This is a genomic window from Streptomyces sp. NPDC093984 (assembly GCF_044764595.1).
GTDB lineage: Bacteria > Actinomycetota > Actinomycetes > Streptomycetales > Streptomycetaceae > Streptomyces > Streptomyces cynarae.
The window spans coordinates 1,728,196-1,741,903 of the sequence record NZ_JBIWIM010000001.1 but is presented as its reverse complement, the minus strand read 5'-3'; the positions used below and the strand labels follow the sequence as shown (position 1 = coordinate 1,741,903).

The window sequence follows — 13,708 nt, the reverse complement described above, 5'->3', positions numbered from 1 at the left end:
GCCCGGTTACATTCCGAACCCGGAAGCTAAGCCTTACAGCGCCGATGGTACTGCAGGGGGGACCCTGTGGGAGAGTAGGACACCGCCGAACAATTCTTCAGAGCGGGTCCCCGAACTTCGGTTCAGGGACCCGCTCTTTTGCGTTGCGCGTCACTTCGCGTTCACGTTGCCGGACCAGCATCCCAGCCATGGGTACTGCTGGAATGCTCACGGCCGCAGGTGTCGGCCGCGGTGACGAGGTCATCGTGCCGGCGTTCGGCAACATCGAGGTGGCCGAGGCCGTGGCCTCGGCGGGTGCGACGCCGGTCTTCGCCGAAATAGACCCGGCGACGTACTGCCTGGACCCGGCGGCCGTGGAGGCCGTGGTGAACTCCCGGACCGCCGCGGTCGTCGTCGTGCACCGCTTCGGACGGCAGGCCGATGTCGCCGCGCTTCACGAGGTCGGGCAGCGACACGGTCTGCTGGTGCTGGAGCAGGGCGAGTCCGAGACGCCGTACGCCGAGGTGGCGCAGCGGCGCGAGCGGGCGGCCTACCTCGACAAGCGGCTGCGGGGCGTGCGCACGCCCGAGGACGGCGGCGGCCACACCTATCAGCAGTACGTCGTGCGGGTACCGGGCAACGGTCGGCCCGACCGCGACGCCTTCGCACGAGCCGTGCGCGCCAGGGGAGTTGAGTGCCGGGTTCCGGTGAAGACGCCCGTGCACCGTATGCCGAAGTTCCGGCGCGACGTGTATCTGCCGGAGACCGAGCGGGCCGCCGACGAGACGCTCTCGCTACCGGTGGACGGGTCCCTGACCAAGCGTGAGATGAACAGGATCGTCTCCGCGTGCAACGCCCTGGGCGGACTGCTGCAGCCCGCTTTCTGAACCGGTGCCCCGACGGTTGGGAGCACACGTCAGGTCGGGGTATGATCTATCCCGTTGCCGCGAGGGAAACCTCGGAAAGCGCGACAAGCCCCTATAGCTCAGTCGGCAGAGCGTCTCCATGGTAAGGAGAAGGTCAACGGTTCGATTCCGTTTGGGGGCTCGAAGAAAAGGCCTCGCCCAACAGGGCGGGGCCTTTCTCTTATGTCCGGGACCCATGCCCCGGACCCGTGTCCCGGACTCTCACTCCTTGGGAAGGTCCGGGACACGCATCGCCAGAATCGCCATGTCGTCCGACGGGGCGTCGGAGGCGAAGCGTTCCACCGCCCGCATGATGCGGGCCGCCACCGCGCCCGCCGTAAGGCCAGTGCAGGTGGTCAGCACGTCCGCGAGACCGTCGTCGCCCAGCATGCGCCGGCCCTCGCGGCGTTCCGTGACGCCGTCCGTGACGCACAGCAGGACGTCGCCCGGGTCGAGCGTCACCGTCTGCTCGTACAGCTCCAGGTCCTCCATGACGCCGAGGAGCGGCTGCGGTTCGGCCGCCGGCTCCACCGTGCCGTCCTGGCGCAGCCGGAGCGGCAGCGGATGGCCTGCGCAGACCACCTTCAGCACCGCGCTGCCGTCCTCCTGCGGCCACAACTCGCCGTAGAGGAGCGTCAGGAAGCGGCTGCGGGCGCCCTCGTCGAGAATCGCGGAGTTCAGGCGTTCCAGGACGGCCGGGCCGCCGAAGCCCTCGCGGGCCAGCAGCCGCAGGGCATGGCGGGCCAGGCCCGTGACCGCGGCGGCCTCCGGTCCCGTACCGCAGACGTCGCCGATGGCGAAGCCGTACGCGCCGTCGCGGATCGGGAACAGGTCGTAGAAGTCGCCGCCGACCTCGTTGCCCTCGCCGGCCGCGCGGTAGATGACCTCCACCTCGACGCCGTCGATCTGCGGCAGTCCCGGTGGGAGCAGGCTGCGCTGGAGGGACTGGCTGATGGCCGTGCGCTCCGAGTACAGCCGGGCGTTGTCCAGGGCGAGGGCGGCCCGGCGGCTCAAGTCCTCGGCCAGTTCCAGGATCTCCTGCCGGAAGTGTTCGTCCGTCGGCTTGCCCAGCGTCAGCATGCCGATGACGCGGTTGCGGGCCACCAGCGGCAGTACGACCGTTTCGCCTCCCACCGCCGAGGCCGTCGCCAGCGTCGTGCCGATGCCGGAGCTGACCGTCGCCGGCTCGCCGAGGCCGAGGCTCCGCATGGAGGTGCGCAGGGCCGCCTGGTGGGCCGCCTCCCCGGGGGCCGTCCAGATGCGGGCGCCCGGTGTGGGGATCGGCTCCGGGGGCGGGATCTTGGACAGGAGGGCCTTGAGGCCGTCGATGCGGTCCTCGTCCTCGTGCAGGACGTACGACAGGTACGGCTCGGAGGCCTGGTCGGCGATCGTGTAGACCGCGCACCAGGTGGCCAGGGTCGGGATCGTCATCTGGGCCATCAGCGCCAGCGTCTGGTCGCGGTCCAGGGTGCCCGCGAGGAGGTCGGAGGCCTCCACGAGGAAGCTCAGGGAGCCGCGGCGCAGGCGTTCCAGCTCGCCCAGGCGGGCCGATTCCACGGCGAGGGCGATGCGGTCTGCCGCGAACTGAAGGCGCAGCGCCTCCTCGTTGGAGTACCGGGAGGGGGCCTCCGCCGCCACGCCGAGGGAGCCGGTGAGCCGGCCCTCGACCTTCAGCGGGACCGTCACCACCGAGCGCATACCGGTGCCGTTCAGCAGCGGGACCGCGCCCGGTACGGCCGTGAGGTCGTCGTGGACGGCCGGCATGCGGGCCGAGCCGTAGCGGCCGGGGCCGGCCTCGACGGGGACGCGGGCGAAGCGCTGGCGGGCGGAGGGCAGGCCCGTGGAGGCGCGTACCTCCAGCTCCGTCTCGTCGTCGGTGGCCAGCAGCAGGAAGGCCGCGTCGCCGTCGAGCATGTCGCGGGCCCGTTCCACCGTGCGCTGCAGCAGGCCGTCGAGGTCGTCGGGGGCGGGGGAGCCGATGAAGACCTCGAAGGGGTCGGCCGTCTGGCCGTCCGCGGCCGTGGTCGTGTCGGGGGCCGGGCCGCGCAGCGGGGTCTGCAGGACGGCCCGCTCGTGGTCGCGCACCAGCAGGCAGACCGTGGACGGCTCGCCCGCCGTGTCGCGCACACGCAGGTGGGAGGCGTAGACGGGGATCACGCGGCCGTCGGCGCCGCGGATGCCGTAGCTGCCCTCCCAGCGGGAGAGCTGGAGGGCCTCGGCGATGCCCGTGCCGATGCCCGGGGTGTGCGGCCAGGCCGCGAGGTCGGTGAGCGGCTTGCCGGTGACCTGCTCACCGGCATAGCCGAACAGTTCCTCCGCGTCCTCGTTCCAGGCGGTGATGCAGCCGGAGCGGTCGATCTGGACGACCGCGACGCGGACCCGGCCGTCGGCGAGCGGCAGCAGGTCGGGGGGGAGGGCGGGGCCCGCCGCGCGCGTGCCGACCGGGCGCTCGGGGAGGTCGAGCTGGAACCAGACCTGTTTGTGCGTGGGCGTGTACTCCACGCCCCAGCGGCCGGCCAGGGCGGCGCAGAGCTGCAGGCCGCGGCCGCCCTCCCGGTCTGGGCTGCCCATGTCGACGGCGGTCGACTGCAGCGGGATCTCGCGCTCCGGATACCGGTCGGCGACCTCGATGCGTACGCCATCGTCGCTGCGCAGGCACAGGACGTCCGCGGCGGTGCCCGCGTGGACGACGGCGTTGGTGACGAGCTCGCTGGTGAGGACCACGGCGTCGTCGACGATGTCGGCGAAACCCCAGCCCTGGAGGGTGTCGCGGACGAAGGACCGGGCGCTCGCGACCGATCGTCCGACGGGCTCGAAGCTGGCGGCCGCGCGGGCGGTGATCACAGAACTCCTCGTCCGGTTCTCGACGTGCAGGGCTCCCGGGCCGACCCCCTCCTGCCGAGGCAGTGGCTCGTCCTCACTCTGCCGGGGATCCTGGGGTGGTCCCCCGGGATGCAGTCCGGTGGTCATGGTGCGGCGCCCCTCCGATGCCTGCCCGCTCGTGCTCGTGCCACCGCCCAGGCCGGTCGACCGCTGCGGCTGGACAGCCGCATGCAAGGTTACTTACCTTCGCCGTCCATGCGGATGCCGGTCGCGGGTGTTTACGTCCAGAGGGTGTGCGGAGCGTGTGCGAAGCTGCCGAACTGTTATGGCCTGGTTCCGGCATGGTGAAACACTGGGCAAGCTTCTAGGAGAAGGTCCGGCGGGCCGAGTGTCTTCTGCCACGCCGGGCAGGAGCACGCGCGTGTGCCTGGCTGGAGCGGGCAGGACTACGCATCGGTAACCGTTATGTCGAGCAGTACCCCTGAGCACAGCAGTGATGGTCGATCCCTGCGGGAGGGACACAGTGGAGTCTGGCGCAGCGACGCGTGGCACGAAGACGCGCGCGAAAGGCGGACAGTCCCTGGGCAACCAGCGCGCGGGGCGGGGCGCAACCACCGAGGTGGACACGGCGGCCCTGAACCGGCTGCTGGCGGCCCTGGTGTCGATGAGGGACGGCAACTTCCGTAAGCGGCTGACCGTCTCCGGTGACGGGGTCATGTCCGAGATCGCCGCCGTCTTCAACGAGGTGGCCGACCGGAACCTGCATCTGACCGGTGAGCTGGCGCGGGTGCGGCGTGTGGTCGGGCGTGAGGGCAAGCTCACCGAGCGGCTGGAGACGGGTGCCTGTGAGGGTTCCTGGGCGACGGCGATCGAGGCGTCCAACGCGCTCGTGGACGATCTCGTCCGGCCGGTCTCCGAGGTCAGCCGGGTGCTGTCCGCGGTGGCCGAGGGCGATCTGTCGCCGCGCATGGAGCTGCGGGCGCCGGGTCCGGAGGGGACGGGGCATCCGCTGCGCGGCGAGTTCCTGAAGGTCGCCCGCACCGTCAACAATCTGGTCGACCAGCTGTCGACGTTCACCGACGAGGTCACGCGGGTCGCCATCGAGGTGGGCACCGAGGGCAAGCTGGGCGGGCAGGCCCGGCTGCGCGGTATGTCCGGTTCGTGGAAGGACCTGACGGAGTCGGTCAACACGATGGCCTACCGGCTGACCGCGCAGGTGCGGGACATCGCGCTGGTGACGACGGCAGTCGCTAAGGGTGATCTGTCGCGCAAGGTCACGGTGCATGTCGCCGGCGAGATGCTGGAGCTGAAGAACACCGTCAACACGATGGTGGAGCAACTGTCCGCCTTCTCGTCCGAGGTGACGCGGGTGGCCCGCGAGGTCGGCACGGAGGGCATCCTGGGCGGCCAGGCGCAGGTGCCGGGCGTCGCCGGGGTGTGGAAGGACCTCACCGACTCGGTGAACGTGATGGCCGGCAACCTGACGGCCCAGGTTCGCGGGATCGCGCAGGTCACCACGGCCGTCGCCAACGGTGACCTGTCGCAGAAGGTCACCGTGCCGGCGCGCGGCGAGGTCGCGCGCCTCGCCGAGACGATCAACCAGATGACCGAGACGCTGCGGATCTTCGCGGACGAGGTCACGCGCGTGGCCAACGAGGTGGGCGCCGAGGGGCAGCTCGGCGGCCAGGCGAACGTGCCGGGTGCGGCGGGAACGTGGAAGGACCTCACCGATTCGGTGAACACGGTCTTCCGGAATCTGACCACCCAGGTGCGGGACATCGCCGCGGTGACGACGGCGGTGGCCAACGGCGACATGTCGCAGAAGGTCACGGTCGACGTCGCCGGCGAGATGCTCGAGCTGAAGAACACCGTCAACGGCATGGTCGACCAGCTGTCGGCGTTCGGTGCCGAGGTCACGCGCGTGGCGCGGGAGATCGGCGTCGAGGGTGAGCTGGGCGGTCAGGCTCAGGTGCCGGGCGCGGCCGGTACGTGGAAGGACCTGACGGACTCCGTCAACACCGCTTTCCGCAACCTCACCGGTCAGGTCCGCAACATCGCGCAGGTGACGACGGCGGTGGCCAACGGCGACCTGTCGCAGAAGGTCACCGTGGACGTCTCCGGCGAGATGCTCCAGCTGAAGAACACCGTGAACACGATGGTGGACCAGCTGTCGAGCTTCGCCGACCAGGTGACCCGCATGGCCCGGGACGTGGGCACGGAGGGCCGCCTGGGCGGCCAGGCCCGCGTGGACGGCGTGTCGGGCACGTGGAAGGAGCTCACCGACTCCGTCAACTCGATGGCGTCCAACCTGACCGGTCAGGTGCGCAACATCGCGCAGGTGACGACGGCCGTGGCGCGCGGCGATCTGTCGCAGAAGATCGACGTGGACGCGCGCGGTGAGATCCTGGAGCTGAAGAACACCATCAACACGATGGTCGACCAGCTCTCCGCCTTCGCCGAGCAGGTGACGCGGGTGGCCCGAGAGGTGGGCACGGAGGGCCGGCTGGGCGGTCAGGCGCAGGTGCCGGGAGTGGCCGGCGTGTGGCGCGACCTCACGGACTCCGTGAACGGCATGGCCGGCAACCTCACCGCGCAGGTGCGCAACATCGCGCAGGTCGCGACCGCCGTGGCGCGCGGTGACCTCTCCCAGAAGATCACCGTGGACGCGCGCGGGGAGATCCTGGAGCTGAAGAACACGCTGAACACGATGGTGGACCAGCTGTCGTCGTTCGCCCAGGAGGTCACGCGCGTCGCCCGTGAGGTCGGTACGGAGGGCATCCTGGGCGGTCAGGCCGAGGTGCAGGGCGTCTCCGGCACCTGGAAGGACCTCACGCAGTCCGTGAACGGCATGGCGAACAACCTGACCATGCAGGTGCGCAACATCGCCGAGGTCACGACCGCTGTCGCCAAGGGCGACCTGTCCAAGAAGATCACCGTCGACGCCAAGGGCGAGATCCTCGAACTGGTCACCACCGTCAACACGATGGTCGACCAGCTGTCGTCGTTCGCCGAGCAGGTGACGCGGGTGGCCCGCGAGGTGGGCACCGAGGGCATCCTGGGCGGTCAGGCGCACGTCCCCGGTGTCACGGGCATCTGGAAGGACCTCAGCGACAACGTCAACCTCATGGCCAACAACCTGACCATGCAGGTGCGGAACATCTCCCAGGTCGCGGCGGCGGTCGCCAACGGCGACCTGACACGGACGGTGACCATCGAGGCGCGTGGCGAGGTCGCGCAGCTCGCGGACACCTTCAACACGATGGTGAAGACGCTGAGTTCGTTCGCCGACCAGGTCACCAAGGTGGCCCGCGAGGTGGGCACGGACGGCATCCTGGGCGGCCAGGCCTACGTTCCGGGCGTGGCCGGCACGTGGAAGGACCTCACGGAGTCCGTGAACCAGATGGCGTCGAACCTGACCGGTCAGGTGCGCAACATCGCCATGGTGACCACGGCGATCGCCAAGGGCGACCTGACCAAGAAGATCGACATCGACGCGCGCGGTGAGATCCTGGAGCTGAAGACCACCATCAACACGATGGTCGACCAGCTGTCCTCCTTCGCGGAGGAGGTCACGCGCGTGGCCCGCGAGGTGGGCACGGAGGGTCAGCTCGGCGGTCAGGCACGCGTGCGGGATGTCGACGGCACCTGGCGGGACCTGACGGAGTCCGTGAACGAGATGGCCGGGAACCTGACCCGGCAGGTGCGCGCCATCGCGCGCGTGGCGACCGCGGTGACGCGCGGCGACCTCAACCTGAAGATCGACGTGGACGCCTCCGGGGAGATCCAGGAGCTTCAGGACTACATCAACAAGATGATCGCCAACCTGCGCGACACCACGATCGCGAACAAGGAGCAGGACTGGCTCAAGGGCAACCTGGCCCGTATCTCCGCGCTGATGCAGGGCCGCCGTGACCTGGAGGACGTGGCGTCGCTGATCATGAGCGAGCTGACGCCGGTGGTCTCCGCGCAGCACGGCGCGTTCTTCGTCGCGATGCCGCTGGTCGACGGCCAGGACGTGAGCGCCGAGAACGACGACCAGTACGAGCTGCGCATGCTGGGCTCCTACGGCTACTCGATGGGCTCCATGCCGACGTCGTTCCGGCCGGGTGAGGCGCTGATCGGGACGGCGGCCATGGAGAAGCGCACGATCCTGGTGGAGAACGCCCCCAGCGGCTATCTGAAGATCTCCTCCGGGCTCGGGGAGGCGCCGCCCGCCCAGGTGATCGTCATTCCGGTGCTCTTCGAGGGGAAGGTGCTCGGCGTCATCGAGCTGGCGTCCTTCACGCCGTTCACGCAGATCCAGAAGGACTTCCTCAACCAGATCGCCGAGATGATCGCGACCAGCGTCAACACCATCTCCGTCAACACCAAGACGGAGGTGCTGCTGAAGCAGTCGCAGGAGCTGACCGAGCAACTGAGGCTGCGGTCGGAGGAGTTGGAGCAGCGGCAGAAGGCCCTCCAGGCGTCCAACGCCGAACTGGAGGAGAAGGCCGAGCTGCTGGCCCAGCAGAACCGCGACATCGAGGTCAAGAACACCGAGATCGAGGAGGCGCGGCAGGTCCTGGAGGAGCGCGCCGAGCAGCTCGCGGTGTCCATGCGCTACAAGAGCGAGTTCCTGGCCAACATGTCGCACGAGCTGCGCACGCCGCTCAACTCGCTGCTGATCCTGGCCAAGCTGCTGGCCGACAACGCCGAGGGCAACCTCTCGCCGAAGCAGGTGGAGTTCGCCGAGACCATCCACGGCGCCGGCTCGGACCTCCTCCAGCTGATCAACGACATCCTGGACCTGTCGAAGGTCGAGGCGGGCAAGATGGACGTCTCCCCGACGCGGATCGCGCTCGTCCAGCTGGTGGACTACGTGGAGGCCACCTTCCGGCCGCTGACCGCGGAGAAGGGCCTCGACTTCTCGGTCCGGGTGTCGCCGGAGCTGCCGGCCACGCTGCACACCGACGAGCAGCGGCTGCTGCAGGTGCTGCGCAACCTGCTGTCCAACGCGGTGAAGTTCACCGACACCGGGGCCGTGGAACTGGTCATCCGGCCCGCGGGCGGCGACGTCCCGGTGGCCATCCGGGAGCAGCTGCTGGAGGCCGGCTCGCTGCGGGATGCGGACTCGGAGATGATCGCGTTCTCGGTGGCCGACACCGGCATCGGCATCCCGGCGAGCAAGATGCGGGTGATCTTCGAGGCGTTCAAGCAGGCCGACGGCACCACCAGCCGCAAGTACGGCGGTACGGGCCTCGGGCTGTCCATCTCGAGGGAGATCGCCCGGCTGCTCGGAGGTGAGATCCACGCGCAGAGCGAGCCCGGCCGCGGCTCGACGTTCACCCTGTACCTGCCGCTGCACCCGAGCGAACTGCCGCCGCACGGCTACTCGCAGCTCGCGCCCGCCCTGGAGGCCGGTGAGCTGCTGGCCTCCGAGGCCGAGCTGTCCGCGCCGGACATCGAGACCCCGGCCGAGGTGAAGTCGTACCAGGAGACCCAGAACGGTCCCGCGGCGCTCTTCCGGCGCCGCCGCAGGGCCGTGACCGCGGGCCGGGGCGGAGCGGGCCAGGAGCAGGTCGGCGGTGAGCCTCAGGGGGGCTTGCTGCCACGGCAGGGCGTGCGGTTCGACAGCGAGAAGGTGCTGATCGTCGACGACGACATCCGCAACGTCTTCGCGCTGACCAGTGTCCTGGAGCAGCACGGTCTGTCGGTGCTGTACGCCGAGAACGGCCGTGAGGGCATCGAGGTACTGGAACAGCACGACGACGTGGCGGTCGTCCTGATGGACATCATGATGCCGGAGATGGACGGGTACGCCACGACCACCGCGATCCGGCGGATGCCGCAGTTCGCGGGGCTGCCGATCATCGCGCTGACGGCGAAGGCGATGAAGGGCGACCGGGAGAAGGCCATCGAGTCGGGCGCATCCGACTATGTGACCAAGCCGGTCGATCCCGATCATCTTCTTTCGGTGATGGAACAGTGGATGCGCGGGGAGTGAAGGGATGGCGGAGAACGCCTGCCGTTCACGCGGAGTTGCCGACTGAGGGTGGCGAGAGCCGTGTAGAAGTGTGGTGTGCGGGGAACCTTCTCGTCTCCTGCCGCGTTTCTGGTATGTGCACAGTGACATCGCGGTGACAGGGTGTGGCGACGGGCGGGGTGCGGCTACGATGACCGGCACAAGGACGGGCGGCGCAAGGGAGTCGTCCCCTGGGGCGGCGCCGGGCGGCGTCATCCCGAGTCCTGTGGACAGGGGAGGCCCCAAGCCGGGGCGAGGAGGGCGGGCCATGGTGCAGAAGGCCAAGATCCTCCTGGTCGATGACCGGCCGGAGAATCTGCTGGCGCTGGAGGCCATCCTCTCTGCGCTCGATCAGACGCTGGTCAGGGCATCGTCCGGGGAGGAAGCGCTCAAGGCGCTGCTGACGGACGACTTCGCGGTGATTCTGCTGGACGTCCAGATGCCGGGAATGGACGGGTTCGAGACCGCCGCGCACATCAAGCGGCGCGAGCGCACCCGGGACATCCCGATCATCTTCCTGACCGCCATCAACCACGGCCCGCACCACACCTTCCGGGGGTACGCGGCGGGTGCGGTGGACTACATCTCCAAGCCGTTCGACCCGTGGGTGCTGCGGGCGAAGGTCTCCGTTTTCGTCGAGCTGTACATGAAGAACTGCCAACTGCGGGAGCAGGCGGCCCTGCTGCGGCTCCAGCTGGAGGGCGGCAAGTCCGGGGGCGGCGACAGCAAGGAGCCGGCGGGCATCCTCGCCGAGCTCTCGGCGCGGCTCGCGGCGGTGGAGGAGCAGGCGGAAGCACTGTCCAAGCAGCTGGACGACGAGTCCGCGGACGCGGCCGCGGTGGCGACGGCGGCCCACCTCGAGCGCAAACTCACCGGCCTGCGCAGGGCGCTGGACGCGTTGGAGCCGGGGACGGGCAGCGGGGCGCCGTCGGTGCCTTCGCAGAACTGACGCGTGGCGGTGACCGGGTCGGCGCCGTGAACGCCCGGTTGAGGCGACGTCAACTTCGCGCCTCTCCTGAGGCGACACGAACGGGTGAAGCCGCAGGGGCGCGTGTTCCCTGCGCTTTCCACCGGTAATCTCACACCCATGGCCCCACGTCCCGCAGCCAAGAAGTCGCCCGCGAAGAAGGCGGCCGCTCCCAGGAAGGCTCCGGCGAAGAAGGCCCCCGCCAAGAAAGCCGCCGCCAAGAAGGCGCCCGCCAAGAAGGCAGCGGCGAAGAAGGCCGCCCCCGCACCGGCGCCCAACCCGACCGCGGGCGTGTACAGACTCGTACGCGCCCTGTGGCTCGGCGCCGCGCACGCCGTCGGAGCCCTGTTCCGCGGCCTGGGGCGGGGCGCGAAGGGGCTCGACCCGGCGCACCGCAAGGACGGTCTCGCGCTCCTGCTGCTCGCGCTGTCGCTGATCGTCGCCGCCGGCACCTGGGCCAATCTTCGCGGTCCCGTGGGCGACCTCGTCGAGATGCTGGTGACCGGCGCCTTCGGCCGCCTCGACCTGCTGGTGCCGCTCCTGCTCGGCGTGATCGCCGTGCGCCTGATCCTCCACCCGGAGCGGCCGGAGGCCAACGGCCGCATCGTCATCGGCCTGTCCGCGCTCGTCCTCGGCGTGCTCGGCCAGGTGCACATCGCCTGCGGCGCCCCCGCGCGCAGCGACGGCATGCAGGCGATAAGGGACGCCGGCGGGCTCATCGGCTGGGCCGCGGCCACCCCGCTGACGTACACCATGGGCGACGCCCTCGCCGTGGCGCTGCTCGTCCTGCTCACGTTCTTCGGCGTCCTCGTCGTCACCGCCACCCCCGTCACCGCCATCCCGCGGCGGCTGCGCCACCTCGGCCTCAGGCTCGGGCTCCTGCACGACCCGCAGGACGAGTTCCTGACCGAGGACGACGAACGCTACGACGAGCAGTGGCGCGAGGCGCTGCCCCGCACCCGGCGCCGTGGCCCCGCCCCCGACGTGTACGACCCGGACGGAGCCGAGCAGGAGGCGCTCTCCCGGCGCCGCGGCCGTCCCCGGCGCCCCGCCGTGCAGCAGCCCGCCATGGGCAGGAAGATGGACGCCGTGGACGTCGCGGCGGCCGCCGCCGCTGCCCTGGACGGTGCCGTCCTGCACGGCATGCCGCCGTCCCCGGTCGTCGCCGACCTCACTCAGGGCGTGAGCGTCGCCGACCGGGAGCCGACCACGCCGACGCCCGTGCCGGCCGCGCGCCCCCAGCCGGAGGAGTCCGCGTCCCAGGCCGCGGTGCCCGACCTGACGAAGAAGGCCCCGCAGGAGCCCCGCGAGCTGCCGGCGCGCGCCGAGCAGCTGCAGTTGTCCGGCGACATCACCTACGCCCTGCCCTCCCTGGACCTGCTCCACCGGGGCGGTCCCGGCAAGGCGCGCAGCGCCGCCAACGACGCCGTCGTCGACGCACTCACCAACGTCTTCACCGAGTTCAAGGTCGACGCCCGCGTCACCGGCTTCACCCGCGGCCCGACGGTCACCCGGTACGAGGTCGAGCTCGGCCCCGCCGTCAAGGTGGAGCGGATCACCGCGCTCACCAAGAACATCGCGTACGCCGTCGCCAGCCCCGACGTGCGGATCATCAGCCCGATCCCCGGCAAGTCCGCGGTCGGCATCGAGATCCCGAACACCGACCGGGAGATGGTCAACCTCGGTGATGTGCTGCGCCTCGCCGAGTCCGCCGAGGACGACGACCCGATGCTGGTCGCGTTCGGCAAGGACGTCGAGGGCGGCTACGTCATGCACAGCCTGGCCAAGATGCCGCACCTGCTGGTCGCCGGCGCCACCGGCTCCGGCAAGTCGTCGTGCATCAACTGCCTGATCACCTCGGTCATGATGCGCGCGACCCCGGAGGACGTGCGCATGGTCCTCGTCGACCCCAAGCGGGTCGAGCTGACCGCGTACGAGGGCATCCCGCACCTGATCACGCCGATCATCACCAACCCCAAGCGGGCCGCCGAGGCGCTCCAGTGGGTCGTGCGCGAGATGGACCTGCGCTACGACGACCTGGCGGCGTACGGCTTCCGGCACATCGACGACTTCAACGAGGCCGTCCGGCACGGCAAGGTGAAGCCGCAGGAGGGCAGCGAACGTGACCTGCAGCCCTACCCGTACCTGCTGGTGATCGTCGACGAGCTGGCCGACCTGATGATGGTCGCGCCCCGGGACGTCGAGGACGCGATCGTGCGCATCACGCAGCTCGCACGCGCCGCCGGCATCCACCTGGTGCTCGCCACGCAGCGGCCGTCCGTGGACGTCGTCACCGGCCTGATCAAGGCGAACGTGCCCTCCCGGCTCGCCTTCGCGACCTCCTCCCTGGCCGACTCGCGCGTCATCCTCGACCAGCCCGGCGCCGAGAAGCTGATCGGCAAGGGCGACGGGCTGTTCCTGCCGATGGGCGCGAACAAACCGGTGCGCATGCAGGGCGCGTTCGTGACCGAGGAGGAGGTCGCGGCCGTCGTCCGGCACTGCAAGGAGCAGATGACGCCCGTCTTCCGGGACGACGTCGTGGTCGGCGGCAAGCAGAAGAAGGAGATCGACGAGGACATCGGCGACGACCTCGACCTGCTGTGCCAGGCCGCCGAGCTGGTCGTCTCCACCCAGTTCGGATCCACCTCGATGCTCCAGCGGAAGCTGCGCGTCGGCTTCGCCAAGGCCGGGCGGCTGATGGACCTCATGGAGTCGCGGAACATCGTCGGTCCCAGCGAGGGGTCCAAGGCACGTGACGTTCTCGTGAAACCCGACGAGTTGGACGGCGTGCTCGCCCTCATCCGTGGGGAGTCTCAACAGTAGGGATCCGGACGGTCCCGGGCCGCCCCGCGAGAGGGCCGGCCGAGCGGGTCCGAGTGCGCCCGGCGGGGCGCTCGGACGCTCGGCCGTGACCCACTCGTAAGTGTTCCGTGAGCAACCGTTTCCCGCCATCGAACGTCAAGTTGAGAGAGAACAGACCTGTCTCCCGACATCAGGATGACCGGCCATTCTGATGGCGTACAAAGTCCTACC

5 protein-coding genes, 1 tRNA gene and 1 rRNA gene are annotated in these 13,708 nt (G+C 70.0%); 6 read left to right on the top strand and 1 reads right to left on the bottom strand.

All coding sequences use genetic code 11. The annotated features are described in order from the left end of the window. The 3 genes from rrf to ACIRC0_RS07780 form a co-directional block, all read left to right on the top strand. Positions 1 to 91, top strand: a 5S ribosomal RNA gene (rrf, locus tag ACIRC0_RS07790); the annotation flags it as partial. Between the two features lie 112 nt (positions 92 to 203). Beyond that, the gene (locus ACIRC0_RS07785) at positions 204 to 866 is read left to right on the top strand and encodes a DegT/DnrJ/EryC1/StrS family aminotransferase (RefSeq protein WP_403612789.1); all 663 of its coding nucleotides are present in this window, start codon (positions 204 to 206) and stop codon (positions 864 to 866) included. A gap of 87 nt (positions 867 to 953) precedes the next feature. Beyond that, positions 954 to 1,026: transfer RNA gene (locus ACIRC0_RS07780), tRNA-Thr, on the top strand. An 80-nt stretch (positions 1,027 to 1,106) separates the two neighbouring features. On the opposite strand, the gene ACIRC0_RS07775 is transcribed toward ACIRC0_RS07780, so the two are convergent. Next, entirely contained in the window at positions 1,107 to 3,854 is a 2,748-nt protein-coding gene (locus ACIRC0_RS07775) for a SpoIIE family protein phosphatase (protein ID WP_403612597.1), read from the bottom strand. Positions 3,855 to 4,230: 376 nt separating this feature from the next. On the opposite strand from ACIRC0_RS07775, the gene ACIRC0_RS07770 reads away from it, so the two are divergent. The 3 genes from ACIRC0_RS07770 (at position 4,231) to ACIRC0_RS07760 (ending at position 13,498) form a co-directional block, all read left to right on the top strand. Continuing rightward, the gene (locus tag ACIRC0_RS07770; protein ID WP_403612595.1) at positions 4,231 to 9,690 is read left to right on the top strand and encodes a HAMP domain-containing protein; all 5,460 of its coding nucleotides are present in this window, start codon (positions 4,231 to 4,233) and stop codon (positions 9,688 to 9,690) included. Between the two features lie 286 nt (positions 9,691 to 9,976). Beyond that, positions 9,977 to 10,657, top strand: coding sequence for a two-component system response regulator (locus ACIRC0_RS07765; RefSeq protein WP_263232409.1), 681 nt, complete (start codon positions 9,977 to 9,979; stop codon positions 10,655 to 10,657). A gap of 138 nt (positions 10,658 to 10,795) precedes the next feature. Beyond that, positions 10,796 to 13,498, top strand: coding sequence for a DNA translocase FtsK (locus ACIRC0_RS07760; protein WP_403612592.1), 2,703 nt, complete (start codon positions 10,796 to 10,798; stop codon positions 13,496 to 13,498). The last annotated feature ends 210 nt before the right edge of the window (positions 13,499 to 13,708 follow it).